The sequence below is a fragment of the Paenibacillus dokdonensis genome (assembly GCF_004916975.1).
GTDB lineage: Bacteria > Bacillota > Bacilli > Paenibacillales > Paenibacillaceae > Paenibacillus_AQ > Paenibacillus_AQ dokdonensis.
Window position 1 is genome coordinate 372,461 of record NZ_STGQ01000001.1, and the last position, 24,522, is coordinate 396,982.

Annotated in this window: 28 protein-coding genes; 24 read left to right on the top strand and 4 right to left on the bottom strand. The window is 47.9% G+C overall.

What is annotated here, in order from left to right:
• Positions 1–68: 68 nt before the first annotated feature.
• The 11 genes from E6W40_RS01890 to E6W40_RS01940 all read left to right on the top strand — a co-directional run bounded on the left by E6W40_RS01890 (position 69) and on the right by E6W40_RS01940 (position 7,758).
• Entirely contained in the window at positions 69–1,004 is a 936-nt protein-coding gene (locus tag E6W40_RS01890) for a GNAT family N-acetyltransferase (protein ID WP_136603926.1), read from the top strand.
• Between the two features lie 238 nt (positions 1,005–1,242).
• Complete coding sequence (locus tag E6W40_RS01895; protein ID WP_136603927.1) at positions 1,243–1,758, top strand: GNAT family N-acetyltransferase; 516 nt, start codon at positions 1,243–1,245, stop codon at positions 1,756–1,758.
• Between the two features lie 39 nt (positions 1,759–1,797).
• Positions 1,798–2,013 carry a helix-hairpin-helix domain-containing protein gene (locus E6W40_RS01900; protein WP_136603928.1) on the top strand — a complete coding sequence of 72 codons (216 nt, stop codon included), beginning with the start codon at positions 1,798–1,800 and terminating at the stop codon, positions 2,011–2,013.
• 88 nt (positions 2,014–2,101) lie between these two features.
• Positions 2,102–2,941, top strand: a complete 840-nt coding sequence (locus E6W40_RS01905) for an MBL fold metallo-hydrolase (RefSeq protein WP_246072800.1) — start codon at positions 2,102–2,104, stop codon at positions 2,939–2,941.
• 2 nt (positions 2,942–2,943) lie between these two features.
• A complete protein-coding gene (locus E6W40_RS01910) occupies positions 2,944–3,450 on the top strand; it encodes a GNAT family N-acetyltransferase (protein WP_136603929.1) in 507 nt (168 codons plus the stop codon).
• 78 nt (positions 3,451–3,528) lie between these two features.
• On the top strand, positions 3,529–3,987 hold the full coding sequence (locus tag E6W40_RS01915; RefSeq protein WP_136603930.1) for an NUDIX domain-containing protein: 459 nt from the start codon (positions 3,529–3,531) through the stop codon (positions 3,985–3,987).
• Positions 3,988–4,025: 38 nt separating this feature from the next.
• On the top strand, positions 4,026–4,622 hold the full coding sequence (locus E6W40_RS01920) for an AAA family ATPase (RefSeq protein WP_136603931.1): 597 nt from the start codon (positions 4,026–4,028) through the stop codon (positions 4,620–4,622).
• 143 nt (positions 4,623–4,765) lie between these two features.
• Entirely contained in the window at positions 4,766–5,509 is a 744-nt protein-coding gene (locus E6W40_RS01925) for a GNAT family N-acetyltransferase (protein ID WP_136603932.1), read from the top strand.
• Between the two features lie 45 nt (positions 5,510–5,554).
• A complete protein-coding gene (locus E6W40_RS01930; protein WP_136603933.1) occupies positions 5,555–6,286 on the top strand; it encodes a sulfite exporter TauE/SafE family protein in 732 nt (243 codons plus the stop codon).
• Between the two features lie 16 nt (positions 6,287–6,302).
• On the top strand, positions 6,303–6,863 hold the full coding sequence (locus tag E6W40_RS01935; RefSeq protein WP_136603934.1) for an AAA family ATPase: 561 nt from the start codon (positions 6,303–6,305) through the stop codon (positions 6,861–6,863).
• A gap of 79 nt (positions 6,864–6,942) precedes the next feature.
• Complete coding sequence (locus E6W40_RS01940) at positions 6,943–7,758, top strand: class I SAM-dependent methyltransferase (protein ID WP_136603935.1); 816 nt, start codon at positions 6,943–6,945, stop codon at positions 7,756–7,758.
• Between the two features lie 33 nt (positions 7,759–7,791).
• Here E6W40_RS01940 and E6W40_RS01945 read toward each other — a convergent pair whose 3' ends face one another.
• Positions 7,792–8,094, bottom strand: a complete 303-nt coding sequence (locus tag E6W40_RS01945) for a putative quinol monooxygenase (RefSeq protein ID WP_136603936.1) — start codon at positions 8,092–8,094, stop codon at positions 7,792–7,794.
• A 301-nt stretch (positions 8,095–8,395) separates the two neighbouring features.
• Here E6W40_RS01945 and E6W40_RS01950 point away from each other — a divergent pair, with 301 nt between their 5' ends.
• The 6 genes from E6W40_RS01950 (at position 8,396) to E6W40_RS01970 (ending at position 11,566) form a co-directional block, all read left to right on the top strand.
• Complete coding sequence (locus E6W40_RS01950) at positions 8,396–8,797, top strand: P-loop NTPase family protein (RefSeq protein WP_246072802.1); 402 nt, start codon at positions 8,396–8,398, stop codon at positions 8,795–8,797.
• Positions 8,798–8,828: 31 nt separating this feature from the next.
• On the top strand, positions 8,829–8,981 hold the full coding sequence (locus E6W40_RS29340; protein WP_168928799.1) for a hypothetical protein: 153 nt from the start codon (positions 8,829–8,831) through the stop codon (positions 8,979–8,981).
• Positions 8,982–9,037: 56 nt separating this feature from the next.
• A complete protein-coding gene (locus E6W40_RS01955; RefSeq protein WP_136603937.1) occupies positions 9,038–9,394 on the top strand; it encodes a VOC family protein in 357 nt (118 codons plus the stop codon).
• Positions 9,395–9,503: 109 nt separating this feature from the next.
• The gene (locus E6W40_RS01960) at positions 9,504–10,106 is read left to right on the top strand and encodes a GNAT family N-acetyltransferase (RefSeq protein WP_136603938.1); all 603 of its coding nucleotides are present in this window, start codon (positions 9,504–9,506) and stop codon (positions 10,104–10,106) included.
• 25 nt (positions 10,107–10,131) lie between these two features.
• On the top strand, positions 10,132–10,851 hold the full coding sequence (gene aac(2')-IIb / locus E6W40_RS01965; protein ID WP_136603939.1) for a kasugamycin N-acetyltransferase AAC(2')-IIb: 720 nt from the start codon (positions 10,132–10,134) through the stop codon (positions 10,849–10,851).
• 52 nt (positions 10,852–10,903) lie between these two features.
• On the top strand, positions 10,904–11,566 hold the full coding sequence (locus tag E6W40_RS01970) for a hypothetical protein (RefSeq protein WP_136603940.1): 663 nt from the start codon (positions 10,904–10,906) through the stop codon (positions 11,564–11,566).
• 69 nt (positions 11,567–11,635) lie between these two features.
• Here E6W40_RS01970 and E6W40_RS01975 read toward each other — a convergent pair whose 3' ends face one another.
• On the bottom strand, positions 11,636–12,529 hold the full coding sequence (locus tag E6W40_RS01975) for an AraC family transcriptional regulator (RefSeq protein ID WP_136603941.1): 894 nt from the start codon (positions 12,527–12,529) through the stop codon (positions 11,636–11,638).
• Between the two features lie 131 nt (positions 12,530–12,660).
• Here E6W40_RS01975 and E6W40_RS01980 point away from each other — a divergent pair, with 131 nt between their 5' ends.
• The 6 genes from E6W40_RS01980 (at position 12,661) to E6W40_RS02005 (ending at position 21,540) form a co-directional block, all read left to right on the top strand.
• Entirely contained in the window at positions 12,661–14,643 is a 1,983-nt protein-coding gene (locus tag E6W40_RS01980; RefSeq protein ID WP_136603942.1) for an alpha-amylase family protein, read from the top strand.
• A 222-nt stretch (positions 14,644–14,865) separates the two neighbouring features.
• Positions 14,866–16,662 carry a sensor histidine kinase gene (locus E6W40_RS01985; RefSeq protein WP_136603943.1) on the top strand — a complete coding sequence of 599 codons (1,797 nt, stop codon included), beginning with the start codon at positions 14,866–14,868 and terminating at the stop codon, positions 16,660–16,662.
• Positions 16,637–18,241, top strand: coding sequence for a response regulator (locus E6W40_RS01990; protein WP_136603944.1), 1,605 nt, complete (start codon positions 16,637–16,639; stop codon positions 18,239–18,241). Before E6W40_RS01985 ends, E6W40_RS01990 begins: the two co-directional genes overlap by 26 nt.
• A 144-nt stretch (positions 18,242–18,385) precedes the next feature.
• Positions 18,386–19,705 (top strand): extracellular solute-binding protein, encoded by a 1,320-nt coding sequence (locus E6W40_RS01995; RefSeq protein WP_136603945.1) that lies wholly within the window; start codon positions 18,386–18,388, stop codon positions 19,703–19,705.
• 111 nt (positions 19,706–19,816) lie between these two features.
• The gene (locus tag E6W40_RS02000; RefSeq protein ID WP_136603946.1) at positions 19,817–20,716 is read left to right on the top strand and encodes a carbohydrate ABC transporter permease; all 900 of its coding nucleotides are present in this window, start codon (positions 19,817–19,819) and stop codon (positions 20,714–20,716) included.
• Positions 20,713–21,540, top strand: a complete 828-nt coding sequence (locus tag E6W40_RS02005; RefSeq protein WP_136603947.1) for a carbohydrate ABC transporter permease — start codon at positions 20,713–20,715, stop codon at positions 21,538–21,540. The genes E6W40_RS02000 and E6W40_RS02005 overlap by 4 nt, the downstream gene beginning before the upstream one ends.
• Positions 21,541–21,617: 77 nt before the next feature.
• Here E6W40_RS02005 and E6W40_RS02010 read toward each other — a convergent pair whose 3' ends face one another.
• Positions 21,618–22,532 carry a helix-turn-helix transcriptional regulator gene (locus E6W40_RS02010; protein ID WP_168928800.1) on the bottom strand — a complete coding sequence of 305 codons (915 nt, stop codon included), beginning with the start codon at positions 22,530–22,532 and terminating at the stop codon, positions 21,618–21,620.
• Positions 22,533–22,655: 123 nt separating this feature from the next.
• On the opposite strand from E6W40_RS02010, the gene E6W40_RS02015 reads away from it, so the two are divergent.
• The gene (locus E6W40_RS02015; protein WP_136603949.1) at positions 22,656–24,164 is read left to right on the top strand and encodes a sulfatase family protein; all 1,509 of its coding nucleotides are present in this window, start codon (positions 22,656–22,658) and stop codon (positions 24,162–24,164) included.
• Between the two features lie 100 nt (positions 24,165–24,264).
• Here E6W40_RS02015 and E6W40_RS29865 read toward each other — a convergent pair.
• Positions 24,265–24,522: transposase (locus tag E6W40_RS29865; RefSeq protein ID WP_246072804.1), on the bottom strand; the 258-nt coding region annotated here is incomplete at its 5' end.

Below are 24,522 nucleotides of genomic sequence, written 5' to 3' on the forward strand. Positions count from 1 at the left end.
TGTCTTTGGCCTTTTTTTAATGTGGGTAATCAAAATCCCCAATAAAATAAAAGAATATGGAGCCGTGTATGAATAAACGAATCAGATTGGAAACAGCCGCCGAGCAGGATGCGAAGCAAATCATGGAATTAATGATCGTGGTAGAAGGTGATGAGACGGCGAAATGGTATGAAAATGGTGAAAGACCCTATATCCCTGGCTATGATTCTGAAGATATGCAAAAGTATCATGCACGTGATGGAAGATACTATAAAATCCTGCTCGATGAAGCTCTTGCAGGCGTTATCCTGATCTCGACCACGGGAAGGGAGCATGCACGAATAGACCGCTTTTATATTCATCCTGCGGTTCAAGGTCAGCGCATCGGCACCGTGGTTTTAGAGCTTATCGAATCCCTCTATCCGCAGGTCAGGCTTTGGACATTGGATACCCCTCAAAAGAGTCCGAGAAATCATCATTTTTATGAGAAAAATGGATATACCGTGGCAGCTGAAGATGAGGACGAAAGGTATTATGAAAAGGCAGTCGCAGAACCCGATGAACCATTAAATTCGGGCGAGTTTACGAGAGAGAAGAATTACAGCGGACATAACTTCAGGGAGTGTAATTTGCAGGAAGCGGATTTTTATAGTGCGAATTTGCACCAAGCAAGCTTCTCCAATGTGAATATGGGTAGCACGACTTTCCAAAATATCAATTTATCGCGCACGCGTATTACGAATACGAATATGAGTGACTCCATTATCGGCGACTCGAATCTCAGCGGCGTAGAAATTTGCCATGTTTCGCTCGCAGGTGCTTATCTTCATGATATTCATCTGAAAAAGGGTGATCAACAGCAGCCGCTCGTCATCGAGAGATGTGAAATGAAGAATAGTACGATTTCGAATTCGGATTTAAGTAATCTTACCATTACCGGGTGTCATACCGATGGCATGAGCATAGATGGCATACTCGTAAGTGACCTGTTAAAAGCTTACCATAGCAAGTCTTCTGAAGAGTAAACAGAAAAGAAGCACGCCGATCAAAATATATCATAAAGATGCGATAACTATAGCTTTTACGGATATTGAATTTCCAGAGTGTTTGGGAGAATTGTAGGTCTGTTCTCAACATGTATATCCTATGGTAAACTTTGAATAATACGCATTTCCAATTTATGTATTGCAAGCCTTAGACTGTGAAGATGATATTGGTTATAGCGATTGGCCAACAACCGAAACAACGAATCGAGGTGCAGGAATGAAAGAGATCATTACTTTAAAACAGCTGTCCGATCCATCAGAGGCAGCAAAGTTGGATGAGGCATTTTCCAATCACTTTGGATGGTACAGGCAGGGAGATTATTACGATAGATGTCTGAAAGAGAACCAGGAAGGCACCCGGAAAACCCTGATGGCTTTTTATGGAGATGCTTTGGCGGGATGCTGCCATCTGCTGCACCGCTCGAAGTATCCTTATTTTCAGGAGCATAACATTCCGGAGATTAATGATCTGAACGTGTTTCCGGAATTTCGCCGCAACCATATTGCGAGTAAAATATTTGATGAATTCGAAAGCATCGCTGCCCGCACCTATACGCATATTGGCCTGGGCGTTGGGCTTTATGAGGATTATGGCAACGCACAACGAATGTATACAACGCGCGGATATATATTGGATGGACAAGGCATGACCTACAAGAATCAGAAGGTAGTCGCTGGCCAGCCCGTGATGGTAGATGATGATCTGATCCTTTATTTGATCAAGAAGCTGTAGAACGAATCTCAGAGTTTTGGAGTCAAAGGAGGAACCAGCATGGTACAGAAACAGTCTAATCAGGAAAACGAGCTGCCGGGCGGATTATCTAAACCAGCACAGCGCGCGCTGACCGGAGCCGGTTTATTGAATCTGGAGGATATTGCTAACATTCGTGAGGATGAGCTGAAGAAGCTGCACGGAATCGGACCTCATGCGTTGGAAACTCTCCGGCAGGCACTGCAAGAGAAGGGGCTCTCTTTTGCCAAGAAATGAGGATGAACGGTTGCTGGTTTCAAATAATCGGGTCATTCGAATCAGGAATATAAGCTAAGAACGAAATGCGGAAGAAAGAAGTGAGCAGATGATGATCCAATTTTCGAACGGAAAAGTGACTGTGTTCCAAAGCGTTTTATTTCAAACGACCTCCACTGTTATTCAGCTGGATGAGTTTATCCTGGTGGTGGATCCGAACTGGCTCCCCAGCGAAATTCAGGAGATTAAGGAACATGTTGATGCGGTCCAAGGGAACAAAGCATGTTATTTGCTGTTCACGCATGGGGATTACGATCATATCATTGGATATAAGGCTTTTCCAGATGCCAAAACGATTGGGAGCGCGGGACTGCAGCATCATCCGAAAAGAGAGCATAAGCTTAAGCTAATCCGTGATTTTGATGCTACCTATTATGTCACGCGCGGTTATCCGGTGGAATTCCCTGAGCTTGATATTGTCATTGAAGAGGACGGTCAGCAGATTACGATCGGCTCTACCACACTTACCTTTTACCTGGCCCCGGGTCATACGGAAGACGGCTTGTTCACGGTGATCGAGTCTGCGGGAGTTTTCGTGGCTGGTGATTATTTATCCGATTTCGAGCTTCCATTCATTTACCACAGCGCAAGTGCGTATGAACAGACCATCCGCAAAGCCACGCAAATTTTAATCGATTATCCGATTCAGCTGCTCATTCCAGGCCATGGACAGTACACGACAAGCCCTGCTGAAATGGACCGGAGAGTGAACATGGCGCTGGATCATTTGGAACGATTGAAACAGGCGGTTCTCGCAGGCGACGAGCAGGCTTTGGAGCAGCTGAAGCTTGCGCACGGCTTTTTATCCGAAACGACGATGGAGTGCCATAAGGATAACGTGAGAATCATGCAGCAGGAGCTTCTGGGAGAAGGGGGAAAGGAGGACTAATCATGAATTATACAATCCGGCCGCTTACGGATCAGGATATATCTTTTATGTGGGAGATGTTATATGAATCCATGTATGTTCCTGCAGGCCAAAAGCCATTCAGCAGGGATATTCTTCAGGACCCCTCGATAGCCAAGTATGCTGAGCAATGGGGCCGAGATGGAGATATCGGCTTTATTGCCTTAACAGAAGATGGACAGCCAATGGGCACGATTACAGCACGGTTGTTTCAGGAGAACAACCCAGGGTATGGCTATGTAGGATCCGATGTTCCGGAGCTGGGGATGGCTCTGTCTCAAGCGTTTCGGGGTCAGGGGATCGGGATGGCACTTTTGAGGACGCTATTTGAGAAGCTGAAAAATAACGGAACAACACGGGTATCGCTGAGCGTAGATCCCAATAATACCGCTGCAGTCAAGCTGTACCAACGCTTTGGATTCGAAGAGGTTGGCATGGTAGATACGTCCATAACGATGGTCGCCGATGTACAGCAGCAATTCTTATTTTGAATTGGTAACAGAGGGATTTGATATCACTGAACTTATTTATGGAGTAGAGCAGCAAGCCTGCTTGGCAAAGGAGACTTTATGCGGATTATTGTTACAGGCGGAGCCATTATTCAGGATGCTGAAGGGCGTATACTGCTGCAGCGGCGTTCAGATTACGGGGATTGGGGATTGCCGGGTGGGGGAATGGAGCCGGGGGAGCTCATTGAGGACACGATGAAACGCGAGGTCTGGGAAGAAACCGGACTCGAAGTAACGGGGTTTGAACTCTATGGCGTATACAGCGGCCCAAGGATGGAGTACACCTATCCGGATGGAAACGAAGTGGTATTTGTCATGTTTATTTTTTATGCGGATGTGGATCTTCGGGGGAAAATGGCAAGAAATGGGAGGGGTCTTACATTCCGTGATCCCGGCGGTGAGTCGCTCGAGCTAGAGTTTAAATCTCTGGATGAAATCGGCGGACAGCGGATCAGCTCGGTGCAAAGACCTGTTTTTGAAGACTTAAGGGCAGAACGGGAAGGGATTTTAAGATCCTAATACATAGGTTGAATGGTTGAGATTTGAGGTGACGAGAGATGATCATTTGGGTTAATGGCGCTTTTGGAGCGGGGAAAACGCAAACGGCGCATGAGCTGCAACGGCGGATTCCGCATTCTTTTATTTACGATCCGGAGAACGCGGGATACTTTATTCGCAAAAATATCCCCGAAGGCATCAAAAAAGGTGATTTTCAGGATTATCCGATGTGGCGCGAAATGAATTACGGCATGATTAAGCACATCGATGAACAGTATGATGGAACCCTGATCATTCCAATGACGATCGTCAACCCGCAGTACTTTGACGACATTGTCGGAAGACTAAGGCGAGACGGGGTCGTCATTCATCACTTTGCGCTCTGTGCAGCAAGGGAGACATTACTGAAGAGATTGCGCAGCCGGGGGGAGAATGAGCGTTCCTGGGCAGCACAGCAAATTGAAAGATGCATTGAAGGACTATCTCTTCCGGTGTTCGAACGGCATGTGGACACGGATGCAATGACAACCTCTGAGGTGGTTGAGACCATTGCGGCGGCTTTGAATATCCATTTACTGCCCGATAACCGCGGGAAACTGCGGAAAACGTATGACAGGATAAAAACGCAGGTCAGCCATATTCGATTTTTTCAATAGAGGCTGGTGTAATCTTTCTATGAACGGCTTTTTGTTTACTGCCAGCCATGAGGGAGTGGAACTTGAGCTAAAGTGAAATATGTTGAATAAATATTAATATGGTTGTATATTCATACCAATTCAAAACAAGGGGTTGGTATGCTTTGTATCAAAGAATCGAGGAATACGCATTAAATGCCTGGCCGACACTGCAAACGCTAGTCTATGACGGATGGCTTTTGCGCTTTGCGGATGGTTATACGAAACGCTCCAATTCCGTGAATGCGATCTACAACATGAGTGGAGACAATCTGGCACTGAAAATAATCAAATGCGAGGAATTGTACCGGAAAGCGGAACTCGATGCGGTATTTAAGATTACGCCATTTGTTCCCGCGTCTCTGGATCAGACTTTAGAGGAAAGAGGTTATAAGCTGGCCGATCCGTCCACAGTCATGATCCTGGAACTGGACACAGCAGCTATGCCGAAGCTGACCCATGTCGAGGTCTCGGAATCACTAACTCCGAAATGGGTGGATACCTTCACTTCTTTTCATAACGGTCTGTCAGAGCGAAACCAAGCGGCAATGAAGAAGATGCTGTCCCAAACGGTGCTGCAAACGGGATATTTTACGCTGTATCAGGAGTCCATGCCTGTTGCCTGCGGACTTGGTGTGATCGAGGATCAGGTTGTCGGGTTATTTGATATCGTCACGTCCGAGCAGCACCGGAACCAAGGTTACGGCGAACAGCTTATCTTGAATATACTGCAATGGGCAAAAGAAAACGGGACAACACATAGCTATCTGCAGGTTGTCCAGAACAATGCGCCTGCCAACCGTCTGTACGAAAAGCTGGGCTACCGTGAAATTTACTCCTATTGGTATCGCAGCAAAACAATACTGTAATCAGCATCTTTTACATATATTTCAGACATCAGAAAAGAGGGTTCTATGGGATCTGCAGCATTTTTGGTTATATGCATTATCGTGGTAATCGCCGCCGGTTTTATCCAAGGGCTGACGAGCTTCGGATTTGCTTTGATCGCGATGCCCTTTCTGGCAAGGATCATTCCACTTCAGCAGGCTGTTCCGATTGTCGTCATCTTAAGTCTTTGTACGAATTTGATAGTAATCATAGACGCGAGGCGTCACATTGATCTGAAAAAAATCTGGATCCTGATCGTGTCGAGCTTATTGGCAGCGCCTTTAGGGACGTATTTGCTTCTTTTTCTGGATGAGCATATTTTAAAATCCTTTACCGGGATATTCATCATCCTGATTGCTTTGCTGCTCCTGCTGGGTAAGTCCTTTCCCGTCAAAAATGAAAAGCTCGCATTCGTGCCGGTAGGCATCATCAGCGGACTCCTGAATGGTAGTATATCCATGAGCGGCCCGCCTGTCGCGCTGTTTCTATCCAATCAGAAAGTAGATAAAAATACGTTCAGAGCCAATATCACAGCCTACGGCATCATTTTGAATATCATCACCATATGTACATATGCCTACAGCGGCATGCTGACAAAGCAGGTGTTTTCCTACTCTTTGTGGCTGATTCCCAGCATGCTTATCGGCGTCTTTATTGGCATCAAAGCAATCAAAAAATTAAATGAACATCTGTTCAGAAGGTTGGCTTTATGGGTGATTATTCTTTCCGGTATTTGGACATTGATCAGTGTTTTATAAAAAATGAGGTGGAGATATGAAATTCATCATTATCTTCGGGCCCCAGGCAGTCGGGAAAATGACGGTGGGTCAAGAACTGGAGAAAATTACGGATTTAAAGCTTTTTCACAATCATATGACGATCGAGCTGGTAACGCCGTATTTTAGTTATGGTTCGGCCCCAGGGAAGCGCTTGGTCAGCTTGTTCCGTCAGGAGATTTTTGAGGAAGTGGCCAAGAGTGATCTGGAAGGATTGATTTTCACGTTTGTATGGGCTTTTGACCTGCAGAACGACTGGGATTATATCGAGAAAATCAGTTGTATATTTGAGAATCAAGGCGGTACAGTATATCTGGTTGAGCTGGAAGCGGATATGGAGGAGCGGCTGGAACGCAATAAAAGTCCGCATCGATTAAGTCATAAAGCGACGAAGAGAAATATTGAGTTCTCCGAAAGGGACCTTCGGGTGACCATGGAAAATCACCGGCTTAATTCCATGGAGGGTGAAATCGGGCATGCCAATTATTTAAGAATCAACAACACGGAGCTCAGTCCGGAAACCGTCGCACAGATGATTAAAGAGAAATTTCAACTGTGAATCTAAGAGCAATTGTGGCACGGGTAAAATAAGAGATTATCGTCAGATAAATACCATTTGAGAAAGGAAGGTAATCCTGATGAATAAAGTCATTACATACTACAATGCATTCGATGAATGGGGGCGGCTGGACCGAGAGCCTATCGAATTCATTATTAATTTGCATCACATCAAAAGTCTTCTGCCAGCTAACGGGCATATTCTGGATAACGGAGCCGGGCCGGGAAAATACGCGATGGAGCTCGCCAAGCTAGGCTACCGGGTGACATTAACGGATTTGACTCCGAGATTGGTGGATATCGCGAAGAAAAAAGCCGAGGAATTCCAGGTCGAAGGTCAATTTGCAGGGTTCTATCCAGCAGATGCCAGGGACTTGGGCCTTTTTCCGGAAAATCACTTTGATGCTGCGCTGATGCTTGGGCCACTGTATCATTTGCAAGAGGAGGAGAGCCGGGTACAGGCCGTTCGGGAGCTGCACCGGGTCACAAAACCGGAGGGGCTCGTATTTGTGGCTTTGATGTCGAAAACCAAGTTTTTAACAACTTCGCTCATGTATCCAGAATTCTGGAAGCCGAACCATACGGTTCAGGGTATTGCGGAATTCCTGGAGTCGGGAACGTTTGACCATCAGGATGAAGGGCGTTTTACCGGAGCGTACTACTTTGACATTGATGATATTAACCCGTTTATGGAGTCCCATGGATTCGAAACTGTCAAACTGGTGGGCTCCAGCAGTATTGCGGGTGCGATGAAAGAGCAGCAGTGGGATTACTGGCAGCAGCAGGGTGAAGAAGCATTCCAGCAAATCATGCACATCGTAATGAAGGAATCTGAAAATCCGTATATGCTGGGGTCTGCATCGCATTTGCTTTATATCGGCAGGAAGAGAGCCTGATGGCTCTCTTTTTTCATAGATGCTGTATTACCGTTATAAGCCCTTGCCGCCAAGCGGCACTACAGGAATAGATTCCACTCCAGCAATCAACGGCATGGCACGGGTAATGGAATCTTTGGTCTCGGGCTGGGTTAGAGAAGCTTGGTGAGCTTCAGCACTGCTCCATACTTCGGTTACCCAGATGGCATCGGGTTCCGTTTCCGACAGATTGATAATGTAGACCTCGCATTCCTCAACGGTTTGGGCCGCCGCAGCGGCCTCCAGCAGAATGTTTGCCAGTGTTTCCCGCGCTCCAGGTTTTGCCGTGAATTTCACATATGCTCCGTATTTATTCATTTTAACCGCTCCTTTTTCGGGCTCAAGACTAACCTCTATTTTCTATGATAACGTATACAATTGCAACCAATATAGACTAATATTGGAATATATAATTTGGTTCGGAGGAAGTATCTTAGAACGGCTATTTCTGTGATTTACATCTTATGACTGCAAACATTTTTTCGAATCACTTTTGCATTGGAAAGGGACGATACCGATTAAAATCCGAATTATTGGGGCTTGTGGAACCGGAAAGTCATATATCGCACGCGAGTGCTCGCAGAGACTTGGAATTCCTCATTATGAAACGGATAATTTCGTGTGGGAACGCGGTCAGGAACAGCGCAGATTTCCGATCGAGACGAGGGACAGGCTTGTAAAAGAAGCTGCCAGCACCGAAGCATGGATCATCGAAGGCGTGCATCATAAATGGGGAAAAGAGAGCTTCGAGCATGCTGATCTCATTTTTATCATCTCTCCTAACAAGCTTGTCAGGGATTTCAGGGTTTTTCGAAGGTTTATCCGAACCCGGCTTGGCCTCGAGCATGCCAACTACAAGCAGTCCTTTAAAAATTTGCTGGTGATGACCTTTGTATGGAACAAGGGCTTTGACCGGGACACGATGAAGGAAATCCTGGAGCTTACCAAGCCGTATGAGGCAAAGCGAAGGATCGTGAAGAAAAACAAAGAGATTCTAGAGTGGATTGAGATGCGAGTCTAACAAATATGCTGACTTACCGGAGGAGAATGAAATGAAAATTGTAATCGGACAACCGAAGATGGAGAAGGAACTGAAGCAGTTAGAAGAAGAGTTAATGGTGCATCCGAATGCGGACATGTTCATTTTCCCCGAAGGTTATATCCATGCGAATCTGGAGCAGGCTTGCATGAAGTTGCCGGTTTGAGCTAAACAAGACTTACCCTGATACTTCATGAGAATAAAAAAGGAGCGATTTATGAGATGAGCAGCCCTGTTCAAAATCAAATTCAAACCGTGTTCATTCCGGTAAGCAGCATTGAAAAGGCGCGGGATTGGTATTGCGGCCTTCTGGATGTCCCGACTGAAGGAGAAATTCTGCATGGACATTTGTTTATTTTGCCTATGAAGGGATCTGCAGGCATTGTTCTGGACAGCCGAATTTATGCTCCGGAGAATGTATTCCGCATTCCTGCCGTGCAGCTGCTCACGGATAACATCGAAGAATCCTATGAGTATATGAAGGAAAAAGGGGTCGAGCTTGTTACCGGAATTGAGCATGGCCAGTGGTTTAACTTTAAAGACCCCGACGGAAATATGCTGATGGTATGCAAATGCTAGATTGAGGAGAAAACTTTCATTTTTATATGAAAAAATGGGAGGGGAACCGATGTCTAAGCGTAACATATTTGGAAAATCAACATTCATATAATGAAAGAGGCTTACGTTGATGAATACTAAGAATGATATTTTTACAATAGATTGCAAGGATATATTGCTGCGGGAATATCTGATTGAGGATGTGGAGGCACTGTGTGCGCTCACCCGGCAGCCCGAGATCAAGACCTTTTTACCGGATTGGGATGTGCCGCTTGAACAGAGGGTGGACTGGATAACCAATTACGAAACCGTGGATAACCAGCGTTTTCTTCAAGCTGTAGCTTCAGGCGGACATGTTGGTGATATGATGCTGCGACTCGGGATCATTTTGAAAGAAACGGGTGAGTTCATCGGCTGGTGCAATACTGCAATCAAGGAGGAGCTGCCTGAACCGAACCGAGAAATAATGTACGCCATTTCCAATCAGCATACGAATAAAGGCTACACAACCCAGGCTGTTCGTGCACTTGCGCAGTATTTGTTTGCCCATACGGATATCATCATGCTTAACGCGGTGGCTTTGACCCATAATCATTCTTCCAACAAGGTCATTCAGAAAAGCGGATTTGATTACGTGGATCAGATCGAGATCGAAGTCCAGAAATACAACCACTATAAGCTTGATAAAGCTGCCTTGCATCTGCCAGTAAATGAACTGGCGGGGCACAAATAGTTAACAGGAAAAAGGGGATGGAAGCATGAGTGACCGAAAAAATGTCAAACCAACTTCCCGTGAGCTGATGGAGTTCCATGTTGAGGCGTTGTTTACACATGACGAGAACATGCGGCTGCGCACGATCAACGAGCCTTGGCCCGGAGAGGATCCGGCTCCCCGGTTTTTTCTGGGACGGACTATTGAGGGAGCGGCTCTCTGCCGGTTTCGGTATGATGTTCCCGGGATGCTTGCCAGGCAATTGGAGGAATTATGCGCTGACGAACCGATCATAAGTGATTTTCAGACGAAACCGAAACATTTCGAGGCTTACATGAACCTCCTTCAAAGTGAACGCTTCACGATGGGACCTTGTTATCTTATTCCTGAGGAAACCAAGCCGACGATGCAGGTGGTCAGCGTTACCCGGGACAATATGAAGGAGTTTTTGTACGACGGTTTCGAGTGGCTGATCTCTGAAATTGAATATGTGCAGCCATGCATAGCCCTCGTGCACGAAAGCCGGGTCGTCTCGATCTGCCGCAGCGTTCGCGTTACATCGAGAGCACACGAAGCTGGGCTTGTGACCTTGGACGGCTTTCGTGGCAAAGGGTATGCCGCGGCAGTTGTTGCTGGCTGGGCTATGGCGGTGCGTAAGATGGAGTGTGTTCCGTTATACAGTACATTGTTGGAGAACCTTGCATCCCAGCGCGTGGCAAGAAAATCAGCCTTGTCCTTTTATGGAGTGAATTTCACAGTCATTTGACGATCAATCAGGATCAGAAGGAAATCATCGTGTATGAGAAGGAATTAATTCTATGAGATACTGGCTGCTGCGCCTGTTATTATATCGTCACACTCATCCTGTCTTCTCAGAGAAGGAACAGGAGGAATTCAACCACTTGTACGAAAAAGCTGTGCAGGATGGCGGGATCATGTCTTATGACAGCTCTTATCCGAAATATCGTTTTCTTCAATACATAACACAGACAAAACCTGTGCTTTTTCACGGTTCCAATCATCCGGAAATTGAAGAATTTGAGCCCCGCCGTCAGACCTTGTTCGATGGTACGTATACGAATGCCGTATTTTCATCTGCGGATGGGATTTGGCCCTTGTTTTATGCGGTGTTGAACCGCAGTAAACTGGCAGGCAATATCCGGAACGGATGTATTGTATCAGCTGGAAAAAAGGAACGGTTTTACTTTTTCTCGCTAAGCCGAGAGACAGAAGACAGCTTTCCGTGGGCGGATGGAATGATTTATATCCTGCCAAGAGACTCCTTTCGGAGGGCAGAGGAAGGCAAGCTTTACTTTGATGAATGGATCAGTGAACAACCGGTTAAGCCGATGATGCGGCTGCAGGTGAGTCCGGAGGATTTTATTTTTCTTTCCCGCACAGCCTGGCACCGCAGCACAGAGCCGCTTTTCAAAACGTATGCACTATACAAATGGAGAAGCAAGTTTATCAAGCGGAAGTGAAATCCTTGATGACCTGTCCATCCAATTAAAGCAGCTGTCATGATGAACATGGCGGCTGCTTTTTTAAGATTAAAAATTTTCTGATTTTAATATGAACTGTGACTCCCCCTGACCGGTATCCATCCGGTTCATCTGTCTATATTCAGTAGGGCTTTTCCCATATTCAAAGGAAAACTGCTTGGAAAAGTGATGAATGGAGCTGTACCCGAGCAGCTCGGCAATGGCAGTAACCGTCTGTGTGGACTCAAGCAGCAATAGTGCTGCTTTTTTTAGTCTCATTTTGGACTGATAGGCCATCGGAGACATGCCTGTCTCTTCCCGGAACAGCTTGTACAGCTGCGATTTTCGCAGCCCGGATTGCTCGCACCAGTGCTCGACCTGGAATTCGGCGTCAGGATACAGCTCGATCTGCTGCATAAGCCTGGTTATCCGGTAATCGCGGACCTTTTGATTAAATGGACTGCCGGCTGCGTGAAGCAGGATGGCCCGCAACAGACTGGAAGCAATCTCCTCGCCATAAACGATATATTCCATCTGGCATAGCTGATGCAGACAAACCGCGGGTAATGAGGAAGCCCCCATGACAGTGCAGGAAGGTATATGTGCTAGCTCCGGACATTTCTCTACTCGTGTCATATATTTAGGATCCGGCTCATCCGGGGCGAAGGCGAACCTGGGCTGATGAGGACGCGGAACAGACCATAGATCAAAATACACATTGTAAGCTTCGAGTGCTTGGCGCGGCAGTGGATGAAAGGAATGAACTTCTCCGGGGCGGATGAAGATCATCGCTCCTTTCTCTGCTTTATATTCGGTTCCTTCGATGCAGACGCTGCCCATTCCGGCGGTGAAGTAGTGGATCGCAAAGGCATAGCCGGTTCTTGTATGCTCATGTATACCTCCGTCGTATACCCAGCGGTGGGCAGAGCGCACAAACGGCGTAAGATCAAGCAAGCTGCTCATAGATCGATCATCCTTTTAACATGTTGGTGGAATGGCGTATAAACAGCGGAATGCCGTTCAAATACACTTCAATACTTCCATGATACACTAAAGGGCAAATCCAGACATAGTGATCATAAGGAGTGAACAGCATGCGATTCAGACAAATTCATCTAGATTTTCATACATCCGAGCATATCCCGGGTATCGGCAAGCAGTTTTCCAAGCAGCAGTTCCAAGAAATGCTGAAGCGGGGACATGTCGATTCCATAACGATTTTTGCCAAATGCCATCATGGCTGGGCCTATTTCCCTTCGGAAGTCAATGAACAGCATCCGAACCTGAGCTTTGATCTCCTCGGAGCCCAGATCGAAGCGGCTCATGAAATCGGAGTCAAAACTCCGGTATATTTGTCCGTAGGCTTTGAAGAAAAGATCGCCCGTATTCATCCGGAATGGCTGATGCGCGACGAGAAGGATCGCACCAATTGGGTGGACGGCTTCATGGTGCCAGGCTGGCATCAGTTCTGCCTTAACACGCCATACCTGGATCATATCATCCGCCAGACAGAGGAAGTCGTACGCAAATATGATGCAGACGGGATCTTCCTGGACATCGTCGGCGTACGTAAATGCTACTGTCCGACATGCCTTAATCAGCTGCTGGCTGAAGGCAAGGACCCACGGGATACGAAAAGCGTTGTCGAGCTGGGTGAAAGGGTCTATGCGAACTATGCCAACCGCATCCGTGATGCGATCCATGCGATTAAGCCAGGGCTTCCGGTTACGCAGAACTCGGGACACTTCCCGCATGGACGCCGTGATTTAATCGACGTGAATACGCATCTGGAGCTGGAATCGCTCCCGACAGCAGGATGGGGATATGATCACTTCCCGCTGTCTGCGCGTTATGTGCAGCCTCTGGGCGTGGATTTCCTCGGTATGACCGGGAAATTCCACAAGTTCTGGGGAGAGTTCGGGGGATACAAGCATCCGAATGCCCTGCGTTATGAAACAGCGCTTAGCCTGGCTCATGGTGCGCATTGCTCCATCGGTGATCACCTCCATCCGGAGGGACTCATGGATCCGGCAACCTATGATCTGATCGGAGCGGCATACCGTGAGGTTGAAGCCAAGGAGCCTTGGTGTTCAAATACGCGGAATATAGCGGATATCGCGCTGCTGTCGGTCGAAAGCACAGGCTACGAGGATCATGCCTCCGCCATGTTTACGAACCAGTTTGATGCAGGTGCGGTACGGCTGCTGCTGGAAGGTAAATTCCTGTTCAATGTGGTAGATATGGACTCCGACTTTCTTGCCTATAAAGTGATCATCATGCCAGACCATGTGCTTGTGAATGACAAGCTGAAGGCTAAACTGGAAGCATTTATTGCCCAAGGGGGTAAAGTTCTCGCTACTGGCAAATCAGGTATGGACCTGGAAGGGGAGCAGTTTGTGCTCGATCTGGGTGTGCGCCGCACGGGGGATAACCTTTATAAACCGGATTATTTCCGTCCGGAGTTCGATCTGCCAAGTATAGGACAGGCCAATTTCCTGATTCAAGCCCGCGGCCAGCGTATTGAGCTTACCGATGGAGGTAAGGTGATCGCCAAACGGGTTGATCCTTACTTCAACCGGGATGCGTTCAAGTTCAGCGGACATCAGCATACTCCGTTCACCTTTGATGCCAAGGATGAAAGTCCTGGGGTTGTCGAGAGTGAAGCAGGTATATATATCGCCTGGAATATGTGCGAGGATTATGCAATTAATGGCAGCCTTCCCGTGAAGGAGCTCATTCATCAATCAATCCGCAGGCTGCTGCCTGATCCGACGCTCTCTACCACTCTGCCGGCTCAGGGCGTAGTTACACTTCAGCACCAGAAAGAAGAGAGCCGCCTCGTGAATCATTTGCTGTATGCTTCCCCAGTGAAGCGTGGAACGAATGTAGAGATCATTGAAGATATCATACTGGTACATGATGTGAAGGTTGAATTGCATCTGCCGGGCAAGGAGATAACAGGGGTATATCTGGCTCCGCAGAAAACGCCTTTGGCGTTTGAGCAAAGCGGAAATCATGTGAAATATACCGTTCCTGTGCTGGAAAGCCATCAGATGGTTGTACTTGACCTGAAGTAAGGGCGGGCAAAGCAGACGTAGAACTGAACATAAGACAGGCTGTTTTTGAGCGGACGGACAAGTTCGCCCGAAAGCAGTCTGTTTTGCATAGCAGAAAATATTGGAGTCCGCTGACAGAATTAGAAAATTGTAGATCTGTGTCGAAAAATATTCGATATACACGTAAACTATATTTGTAACCGATTTCAAAGGATAGAAGCAATTAACGGAAAGGAGGTTGTCATGCTGCGCAAACTGTCACATAAACTGCTTCCCGGTTCTTCCATTAGCACCAAAATAACCTTTGCTTACATCTGGCTGTTCGCTTTGCTGATTGTTCTGCTGGCGGTCACTACGTATTTTATTTCATCCAACATCCTCATTAACAAATCAATCGTTAACATGCAGCAAAATTTGCAACTGGCTTCCGAGAAGCTGGATATGGTTCTGAGCCAGGCAGAGACCTTTGCACAGATGGCTATTACCGATGAGTACGTGCAGGATATTATCACCAGCCCCAGATCAGAGTACCTGGCCCATTATAATGATCAGATTGCCATTCAGAACGCGCTTTTCGGAATGACGGAGAAGACCATGATTGATTCCGTTATCGTTTATGACCAGATTGGAGGGATCTATGGATCAGGGGTAGAGAAGAACATTACGGATACAAGTCGTCCCTATATGAGTAAATTCTCTTCATCCACGTCAACCTCGCAGTGGATGGATACGACGCTGGCTAACTATCAGCGGGAGGATGGACCGAGGAATGTGATCTCCCTGTATCAGAAGTTCTATTCTGCTAGAACAGGCCTGCCGATCGGGCTAATCCAGCTGTCGATCAATGAGAAGAGCATTAGCAAGCAGTACGGGAATATTTCCATCGGCAAGGGCGGAAGCATTTTTATTATGAATCGAAAGGGAACAATCGTCTCGGATGACAACAAGGGCCGATTGTATACATCGGTGGAGAATGAGCCTTATTATAACTGGTCCTTGAATCATCAAGCCGGTGATATTTTCAAGATAGACGGACAGAAGCAGATTGTGGTGTCCCGGTATTTTCCCAAGCTGGACTGGATTATTCTCGGAGTCGTTCCGGTGGAAGAGGTGACAAAAGACAATCAGATGTTGATCCGCCGATTTACTGCACTCTCTCTGCTGTTCATCGTCTTGGCTGCAGTGCTCACCTACGTTACCTCGAAATCGATTACCCGACCTCTGCTTGCCATGAAGAAAACGGTGAAGAAGATGAAGGAAGGCAACATGGACGTTGTATTTGATATCGAGTCAAGGGATGAGATCGGTGCACTTGGAGCCGAATTTAATAAAATGGCAAACCGGACCAAGCATCTGATGGAGCAGATTGTAGAGGATGAGAAGAAGCGCAAGGAGATCGAGCTGGCTGCGCTGCAGTCGCAGATCAATCCCCATTTTCTGTATAACACGCTTGAGAGCATCAGTGCATTGGCGGATCTCGGGCGCGGAAAAGATATCGTTAGCTTGGTCAAACAGCTGGCGGCATTTTACCGTGGCGTTCTCAGTAAGGGAAGCCCCATCATACGGGTGGAAGATGAACTGAACATTACCCGCAATTATATGGATATTTTGAAGGTACGCTATGGAGACCGGATCAGCAGTCAATTTGAAGTGGAGCCCGGAGTGCTTCCTTACAGGTCCATTAAGCTGCTTCTGCAACCACTCGTGGAGAACGCGGTATATCATGGCCTGCGCTATAAACGCGGAAAGGGAATCATTGGTGTTCGGGTATACAGCGAGAACAATCTATTGATATTGAAAGTTACGGATAATGGAATCGGTATGCAGCCGGACAAGCTGAATGCCATCCTGCGGGAACATTCAGCTCACGGAAGCGGCTTTGGAGTAAAAAGTACGGATGAGCGGATCAAACTGCATTTTGGAACTTCATACGGGCTGCGGATCAGCAGTGTATATGGAGAAGGAACAACCGTGACGGCGATGCTGCCGCTGCTAAGAATGGAGGGGGAACCCGATGATACAGACCATGATCATAGATGACGAATATCTGATCCGGGAGAGGTTGAAGCGGTTTGTTGAATGGGAGCAGCTTGGCTTTGAGCTTGCAGGAGAGGCAGAGGATGGAGAAGAGGCTCTGGAGCTGTTGGAAGAAGCAGCTATCCCTATGCAGCTTGCGCTGGTAGATATCAATATGCCGATGATTGATGGACTTGAATTTGCCAGAAGGGCAAAGGAGAATCATCCCGGCCTGCACATCATTTTTCTCACAGGCTACAGCGATTTTGACTATGTGAAGACCGCCTTGCGTCTGGGAGCTGCCAACTATATCCTGAAGCCGATTGATATGGATGAACTGGCAGAAACGCTTATAAAGGTACGTACGACAATCCGGGAAGAGGAGCTCAAACTCTCCCATTCCACTGCCTTAGCTGAAGAACTCATTGTGGCTTATGATAGCAGCAGAAGCAGCTTTATGATGCGTCTTCTGGATTCGTCCGCTTCCATGCAAGAGCTGGAACGGAAAGAAGGACTGAATCGGTATTGCCCTCAGATTTCCGAAGGGGCCCTGATTATTGCTGTGGCTAGTGTCGACCGGCCTAGTGAAGTGAATGGGGATCCCGATCGCTATCCAAGCAGTTATGCTGAACAGGTTCCTGAACAAGCCAAGGACGGGCTGGCCATACTGGCAGAGGTAATCAAGTCCCAACAGAAAACCGAGATCTGCTATGACGCAAGCGGGCGGCTCGTGGTGTTGGCTTCTCCTGAAATCCAGCTGGTGGAAGCTTGGCGCAAAGCTGTGGAGAGAATCCATCGTACCGCAGGCGTGCTGATGACCGTGGGGATCAGCAGCAATTGCAGCACAGCGGATGCAGACCGCGGTTATCAGGAGGCGGTGCTGGCCATGCGTCACAAGGCGGTGCTCGGCAGGGGAAGGATCATTAAGTATGATGAGCTCCCGACCGAGTGGAAACCATTTCAGCTGGGGGGAGTCCGCGAGCAGCTGCTCATTGATTTGCGGCTTGGTAATCCGGAGGATGCTGCCGGGCGCATCCGCGAGCTGTTTTCCCGCTTTACGGCCAACCCTACGCATATCGACCAGCTGTATTATATCGTGTATGAGCTTACTGCAATGCTGAACGTATATGCGGAAGAGCAGCAGATCGAAATGACGGAGGATGAAGCGGCTGCTCTCAATGCGGCAGCGGCTGTGGATCATCTGGAGATGCCGGATCGGATTGAAGTTTGGATTAATGCCAGGCTGATGAGTCTGTATGCCCGTTCGGAGTCACAGAAGAAATCCTCTTCGGCCAGGCTTGTCGAGACGGCGAAGGCATATATTGATGCGAACTACAGCAATGCTGAACTGGATCTGCCGGCAATCTCGCAGAACCTCCATATTAACGCGAATTATTTAAGCCGTATATTCAAAGCTGAAAGCGGCCTGTCTGTGACCGAATATGTGACTCTATGCCGGATGAACAGGGCAAAGGAACTGCTTATATCGGGGTATCGGAATGTGGAATACATTGCAGCGCAGACTGGATATGCGGACCCTCACTATTTCAGCAAGTGCTTTAAAAAGCATTACCGCGTGCCTCCTTCTAAATTTTCGGTGTAAGCCATTACGGAATGTTTCTGTGCTGAAAAGTCATAATATTCCCGGTCAGGTGGGGATATTACATTCGTTTTGAAACCGCTACCAACTATAATTTCCAGTAAGAAAGCTAATCCAGAACACATCAAAGGAGGCAGCGGTAATCTTATGAAGGTAATAAAAAAAACCCACTGGACACTATCACTATTGCTTATATGTTCCTTAGTTCTATCAGCTTGCGGCAGTTCGGGCGGATCAGACAGCTCGTCTAACGGCGGGAAGGGGGGCAAAAAGACGCAGGTGCGGATTATGACGCGTCTTTCCGGTTCTGATCTGAAATCCAAAGCATTTAATGAACTTCTGGACAAGTTCAAGAAGGAGAATCCGGACATCGAGGTTGTGAACGAATCGGTCAATGATGAAACCTCGTATAACAACAAATTTAAAACGGCCGTTGCGACAGGCAATGTTCCGAACATCTGGATGAATTATGGCGGTCAGTCCTTCAAGGTGTATGCCGAGAATATCGCGATGGACCTTCAGCCGGTTCTTGACGAGGACAAGGCATGGAGCGGTGCGTTTAAGCCCCTGTTCAGCGGATGGCAGTACAGCGATATTCAGGGAACCTTTGCGGTTCCCATGGAAGATAGCAGCGTAGCGATCTATTATAACAAGGATCTGTTCAAGAAGGCAGGCGTAGAGCCGCCAAAAACGATTGAAGAGATGACAGCACTTGTAGAGCCCTTCAAGAAAATTGGAGCCGTACCGATGCTGATGGGAGATAAGGAAAACTTCCGTGGTGGACATTTGATCAACAATCTGTCCTTCAAGCGGTTTGGCTTCCAGAAGATAGAAGACCTGATCAGCCGCAAGGCTAAATGGAATGATCCCGACATGCTTCAACTGTTCCAGCTCATGAAGGACTGGCAGTCTGCCGGAGTACTTGGGGACAATATCGTCACACTCGATTCCAATGGCACAACAGCGCAGTTCCTTGCAGGAAAGAGTGCGATGCTGTTTGAAGGAAACTGGGCGATCTCCCAGCTGTCATCCTCGGATATAGCTGATAAGATCGGCGTCATTCCATTCCCTTATTTTGCAGATCATCCGGAGAATAAAGACGTCTGGTTCGGAACAGCCGGCGGATACTCGGTATCCAAGTCCATCTCGGGAGCCGAGAAGGACGCTACGATTAAACTTCTGAAATACTTAACGAACGAGGATGCATTTAAGTATTTTGCACAAGCGACCAAAGGAGGCACGTATCCGGTGAATGTGGAGCTGGATTCCTCCCAGATCGATCCGGTGACGAAGGAGTATATGGAAGCTCAGAAGAGTGCCAAGACCTTCCTGTCTGAAATCGAAACTTACGATAATATACCTTCGCTTCAAGACAAGCTGCGCAGTGAAATTCAAGGGATGTTTGCAGGTTCAAGCCCGCAGCAGACCGCTGACAATGTACAGAAGGTCGTTGACTCGAATCACTGATCGTTTACTTACGATAATGATGAACACAGCCGCCGGCAGCTCACAACCTTTATGGAGAGAGTCCCGGCGGCTCTATCATTCACAGCTTAAGAACGAAGCGGAGGGAATCGCGTGAACAAACGAAAAGCATACGGGGCGATAGCGATTTTGCTTTTACCCGGACTTTTACTTTATACGATAGCCTTTATTTACCCGGCTATTCAAACGGTGTATCAATCCTTTTTCGATTGGAACGGCATATTTAATGTTCCCTTGACTTTCGATGGAATCAACAACTACAAGGAGATGCTGGATAACCCGAACTTTTACAGATCGCTGAAAAATGTAGGGCTGTTCATTGCTGCATCGTTTGTCCTGATTCTGCCTATCGCGCTCTCGTTGGCGCTGGTTGTGACAAGCCGGATGAGGGGCAAGCGTTTTTTTAAAGTCGCTTTCTTCATTCCTTCCATTCTGCCACTCACGTCAGTAGGCCTGATGTGGCAGTTTCTGCTAAAAAGCGATGGCCTGGTCAATAAGCTGCTGGAAATGTTCGGCCTCAGCTCACTGACGCATGACTGGCTGGGCGAGCCTGCGCTTGCCATCTATACGGTGGTCGTCGTGAATGCCTGGATCTACTGCGGGCAGAACATGATTATTTTCGCAAGCGGGCTGGTTGCCATTCCGGATGAAATCTATGAGGCAGCTTCATTGGACGGAGCGAACAGCTTCCATAAGCTGAAGCATATTACACTTCCTTTAATGAAGGAGATCTTCAAGGTGTTCGCTGTTCTTGCCGTTACCCAGTCGATCCGTGTATTCGGACAGATCTACGTTATTACAGGCGGGGGCCCGAACGGCGCGACGGATGTGCCGACGACGCTCCTGTACAATGAAGCCTTTAAGTTCAATAACTTTGGCGTCGGAAATAGTATCGGTACCTTTATGATCGTAACCGCCCTTGTTGTAACGGTACTCATGAACTTCCTGACAAGCTCCAGAAGCCGTGCCAAGAAGAAGGGGGTGCAGGCATGATTAAGCTGAAAAGAACTCCGGTATATGTTTTCTCCGTCATTGCAGCTGTCATTTTCCTGTATCCGCTGCTCTATTCCTTCTTCTCCTCGCTGAAGGACAACGTGGAAATTTATAACAACTCGGTCTTCTCGCTGCCGGATGTATGGCGCTGGAATAACTATAAGATGGCACTCGTCGATGCCAAAATCAGTCGGGCGATTCTAAACTCTTTCATCTATGCGATTCCCGGGACATTCCTGTGTCTGGTGCTGTCGCTTATGGTTGCTTTTGTGTTATCCAGGTACAAGCTTCGTATGAATGGATTTCTATACAATTACTTTGCTATCGGACTCATGATCCCCGTCTTCTCCCTGATGATTCCGATCTCTAAGGTTGTCGGGGCGCTTCATTTATTCAACAGTTATCCGCTGATGATTGTGCTCTATGGTGTATTCGAGATGCCGCTTGCGATTTTCCTCATTACCGGATATATGAAGGGCATCAGTAAAGAACTGGATGAATCCGCGATTATAGATGGCTGCGGACCGATCCGCTTGCTTTTCCAAATCATTGCCCCACTTACGATGCCAGCGGTATCGACTGCCGGAATACTGAGCTTCTTCGATATTTACAATGATCTGGTGTGGAACGTCATTCTCATATCGGATCAGAACATGAATAACATCTCCATGGCGCTGATGTCTTTTGTCGGCCAGCAGGGATCTTCTCAGCTGGGGCCAACCTTCGCAGGCATCATGCTGACGATTGTGCCGACCATTGTTGTCTATTTACTGTTCCAGGAGAAAGTGGAAAAGGGTCTTAGCGCAGGGGCCGTCAAAGAATAAAAGAAAACTGTAAGCCTCAATAAAAGCCGGATCTATCACATCGATAAGTTCCGGCTTTTTGCGTTGTCTCCAGTTTTTTATAAGGAAGAGGAGTCCCGGGCCTCATGGCGGGTTTTACCGGAATCAGGTTTATGTTTTGTGATAAGCCTCCGGTACTCACTGGGGGAGCATCCTTTCAAGCGTTTAAAGGCACGGGAAAATGTGTAGAGATCAGGATATCCCACCGATAATGCGATTTCACCGATCTGTAATGCGGCATCCTTGAGCAGCTCGCCCGCACGCTCCAGCCTGAGCTGCTGCACATATTGCTGCGGTGATAGGCCCACCTTCTGTGTGAAAACATGTGAGAAATGGGAGCGATGAAGGCCGAACATCCGGGCAGCGGTCTCTACACGCAGTGATTCGGTATAGTGCAGCTGAAAAAAGCTTACAGCTTCGGCCACCCAATGGACTTCTGACGTGTTAGCGGCAGGTGCTTCATACAAGGGCTCTCGTTCCAGTTCTTCAAACAAACGATAGGCTGCAGACATCAGTTTCATGGTGGACAGGTGCAGCTGATCATGATGCCAAATGATCTCTTCGATGGCCTGCAAACGCTCCAGGGACTCCGGAGTCATGGCCTCTTTCCGGTAAGGAAGATTCCCATTGAGACCGATCATCTGCATCAACTCCCGCATCTGCGGCCCTTCCATGGTGAGCCATACCATCCGGAGCGGTTCTGCAGAGTGAATCCGGTATTCATACGTTTGGTGCGGAAACAGACAGAAAATATCATGGGTACCCAAAATGACTTGCCTGCTGCCATAGCTGAACTGTAATTCTCCGCTTACGATAAAATGAAGACCGTAGCTGTCGATCTGCTTCGGGCCGACATGATAATGGGGCTTTGCGTCATTACGTCCGGCCCTGACAAACCAGAAGCCGCCAGTACGTTCATATCCGGAAGGCATATGATGCCACAGGTCCGCAAGTTCTCCGGTATATTCCTTCATTTCCATCCCACCTAACATTTTGTTAAATACATTATGGCATTCACTTCTTTTTCAAGACAAGATAAACTTCAAGAGATAAGTAGTAAATCAGGAATACCCTACCACTAGAAGGGAGAGGCAGCATTGAAGCATCCAAACATTCTGCTCATTACCAGTGATCAGCAGCACTGGAACACGATCGGTGCCCTGGGCAGTGAAGTACATACGCCCAATCTGGATCGGCTCGTCAAGGAGGGAACGTCATTTACTCGAGCGTATTGCCCGAATCCGACCTGTACGCCTACGCGGGCTTCCATCATAACCGGCATGTATCCGAGCCAGCATGGAGCCTGGAGTCTGGGGACAAAGCTGCTTGAAGACCGCCGAACCGTGGCGGAGGATTTTGTGGCGGCAGGCTATCAGACATCACTGATCGGCAAGGCGCATTTCCAGCCTCTGCGGGGAACGGAGGAGCATCCATCGCTTGAGGCATACCCGCTGCTTCAGGATCTTGATTTTTGGAACTCATTTCATGGGCCGTTTTATGGCTTTGAACATGTGGAGCTGACCCGCAACCACACCAATGAAGCACATGTGGGACAGCATTACGCTCTTTGGATGGAAGAGAAGGGATTCGATAACTGGCGGGATTATTTCCTGGCACCTACAGGAAATATGGATCCGGCAATCAAGCATACATGGCCGATCCCGGAAGAGATTCACTACGATGCATGGATCGCGGAGCGGACGAATGCGATGCTGGAGCAGCATAAGCAGAAGGATGAGCCGTTCTTTTTATGGTCGAGCTTCTTTGATCCGCATCCTGATTATCTGGTACCCGAGCCGTGGGACCGTATGTATGATCCGGAACAGCTGACCATTCCAAGTGCGGCTCCAGGCGAGCATGACATGAATCCGCCGCATTTTGGATTGACGCAGGAAGAGAAGCCGGATTTTAGCCATTTGATGGAAACGGGTAAGGGCATTCATGGCTATCACTCTCATCTTTTACCTGAAGCAGAGCGCAAGCAGCTCGTAGGAACTTACTATGGCATGATCAGCCTGATGGATAAATATATAGGCAAAATCCTGGATAAGCTCGATGAGCTGGGTCTGACCGATAACACGGTTGTCGTGTTCACAACGGATCATGGACACTTCTTCGGGCAGCATGGATTGCAGTACAAGGGCGGCTTCCATTATGAGGATCTCATCAAACTTCCTTTTCTTGTAAGATATCCGGGCCAAGTGCCTGCAGGTAAACAGTCTGCTGCCATCCAGTCTCTGGTAGACCTGGCCCCAACGTTTCTCTCCTTATGTGATATTCCGGTTCCGGCAATCATGACAGGGGTCGATCAAAGCGGGGTATGGAAAGGCGTTCAGGATCAGGCGCGTGATCATGCTATTTGTGAATTCCGACATGAGCCAACCACCATTCACCAGAAGACGTATATAGATGCGCGGTATAAAATAACGGTGTATTACCGCCAAACCTACGGCGAAATCTTCGATCTCGTGAATGATCCGGAAGAGCTGAACAATTTATGGGATCATCCGGCTTATGGAGAACTCAAAAGCGAGCTGCTTCTAAAATATGCGTGGGCTGAGCTCGGCAAAGAACCAATGCCCATGCCGCGCATCTGGGGAGCATAACGATCATAAGGGGCTGTCTCATAAGTGGATTTCCCACGACAGAGACAGCTCCGTTTTATTTTGGGATCCGAAAAAACCTCAGCAAGGAGCGATTCTCCCGTTATTGGAGAATCGCTCCTTTGCGCTTTTGCTCTACTCCGGCTTGCTTCAGCATATTATGGGCAAGCGAAAGCCATCCGACCTCCAGCGTCACTTTCTTCATGCCGCGAAGCAGAAACCGCCGGAAGCCCCGGTTGTTTTTCAGTTGGCCAAACACACTCTCCGGCTCAATCATTCGCCGTACGGCCAGGGCATAGCCTTCCTCACTTCGGAGGCGTTCCCGTGCCTGACTTTGGTATCGCAGCCTTTCCAGACTTAC

What these genes read in the sequence shown, in the direction of transcription:
- E6W40_RS01980 (WP_136603942.1), top strand. Translation starts at nt 12,661, where the DNA reads ATGCGATTCAGACAAATTCATCTAGATTTTCATACATCCGAGCATATC.
- E6W40_RS01940 (WP_136603935.1), top strand. Translation starts at nt 6,943, where the DNA reads ATGAATAAAGTCATTACATACTACAATGCATTCGATGAATGGGGGCGG.
- E6W40_RS01910 (WP_136603929.1), top strand. Translation starts at nt 2,944, where the DNA reads ATGAATTATACAATCCGGCCGCTTACGGATCAGGATATATCTTTTATG.
- E6W40_RS01915 (WP_136603930.1), top strand. Translation starts at nt 3,529, where the DNA reads ATGCGGATTATTGTTACAGGCGGAGCCATTATTCAGGATGCTGAAGGG.
- E6W40_RS01970 (WP_136603940.1), top strand. Translation starts at nt 10,904, where the DNA reads ATGAGATACTGGCTGCTGCGCCTGTTATTATATCGTCACACTCATCCT.
- E6W40_RS01960 (WP_136603938.1), top strand. Translation starts at nt 9,504, where the DNA reads ATGAATACTAAGAATGATATTTTTACAATAGATTGCAAGGATATATTG.
- E6W40_RS01905 (WP_246072800.1), top strand. Translation starts at nt 2,102, where the DNA reads ATGATGATCCAATTTTCGAACGGAAAAGTGACTGTGTTCCAAAGCGTT.
- E6W40_RS01930 (WP_136603933.1), top strand. Translation starts at nt 5,555, where the DNA reads ATGGGATCTGCAGCATTTTTGGTTATATGCATTATCGTGGTAATCGCC.
- E6W40_RS01935 (WP_136603934.1), top strand. Translation starts at nt 6,303, where the DNA reads ATGAAATTCATCATTATCTTCGGGCCCCAGGCAGTCGGGAAAATGACG.
- E6W40_RS02010 (WP_168928800.1), bottom strand. Translation starts at nt 22,532, where the DNA reads ATGAAGGAATATACCGGAGAACTTGCGGACCTGTGGCATCATATGCCT.
- E6W40_RS02005 (WP_136603947.1), top strand. Translation starts at nt 20,713, where the DNA reads ATGATTAAGCTGAAAAGAACTCCGGTATATGTTTTCTCCGTCATTGCA.
- E6W40_RS01945 (WP_136603936.1), bottom strand. Translation starts at nt 8,094, where the DNA reads ATGAATAAATACGGAGCATATGTGAAATTCACGGCAAAACCTGGAGCG.
- E6W40_RS01920 (WP_136603931.1), top strand. Translation starts at nt 4,026, where the DNA reads ATGATCATTTGGGTTAATGGCGCTTTTGGAGCGGGGAAAACGCAAACG.
- E6W40_RS01890 (WP_136603926.1), top strand. Translation starts at nt 69, where the DNA reads ATGAATAAACGAATCAGATTGGAAACAGCCGCCGAGCAGGATGCGAAG.
- E6W40_RS01985 (WP_136603943.1), top strand. Translation starts at nt 14,866, where the DNA reads ATGCTGCGCAAACTGTCACATAAACTGCTTCCCGGTTCTTCCATTAGC.
- E6W40_RS01975 (WP_136603941.1), bottom strand. Translation starts at nt 12,529, where the DNA reads ATGAGCAGCTTGCTTGATCTTACGCCGTTTGTGCGCTCTGCCCACCGC.
- E6W40_RS01900 (WP_136603928.1), top strand. Translation starts at nt 1,798, where the DNA reads ATGGTACAGAAACAGTCTAATCAGGAAAACGAGCTGCCGGGCGGATTA.
- E6W40_RS29340 (WP_168928799.1), top strand. Translation starts at nt 8,829, where the DNA reads ATGAAAATTGTAATCGGACAACCGAAGATGGAGAAGGAACTGAAGCAG.
- E6W40_RS01955 (WP_136603937.1), top strand. Translation starts at nt 9,038, where the DNA reads ATGAGCAGCCCTGTTCAAAATCAAATTCAAACCGTGTTCATTCCGGTA.
- E6W40_RS01990 (WP_136603944.1), top strand. Translation starts at nt 16,637, where the DNA reads ATGATACAGACCATGATCATAGATGACGAATATCTGATCCGGGAGAGG.
- E6W40_RS01995 (WP_136603945.1), top strand. Translation starts at nt 18,386, where the DNA reads ATGAAGGTAATAAAAAAAACCCACTGGACACTATCACTATTGCTTATA.
- E6W40_RS01895 (WP_136603927.1), top strand. Translation starts at nt 1,243, where the DNA reads ATGAAAGAGATCATTACTTTAAAACAGCTGTCCGATCCATCAGAGGCA.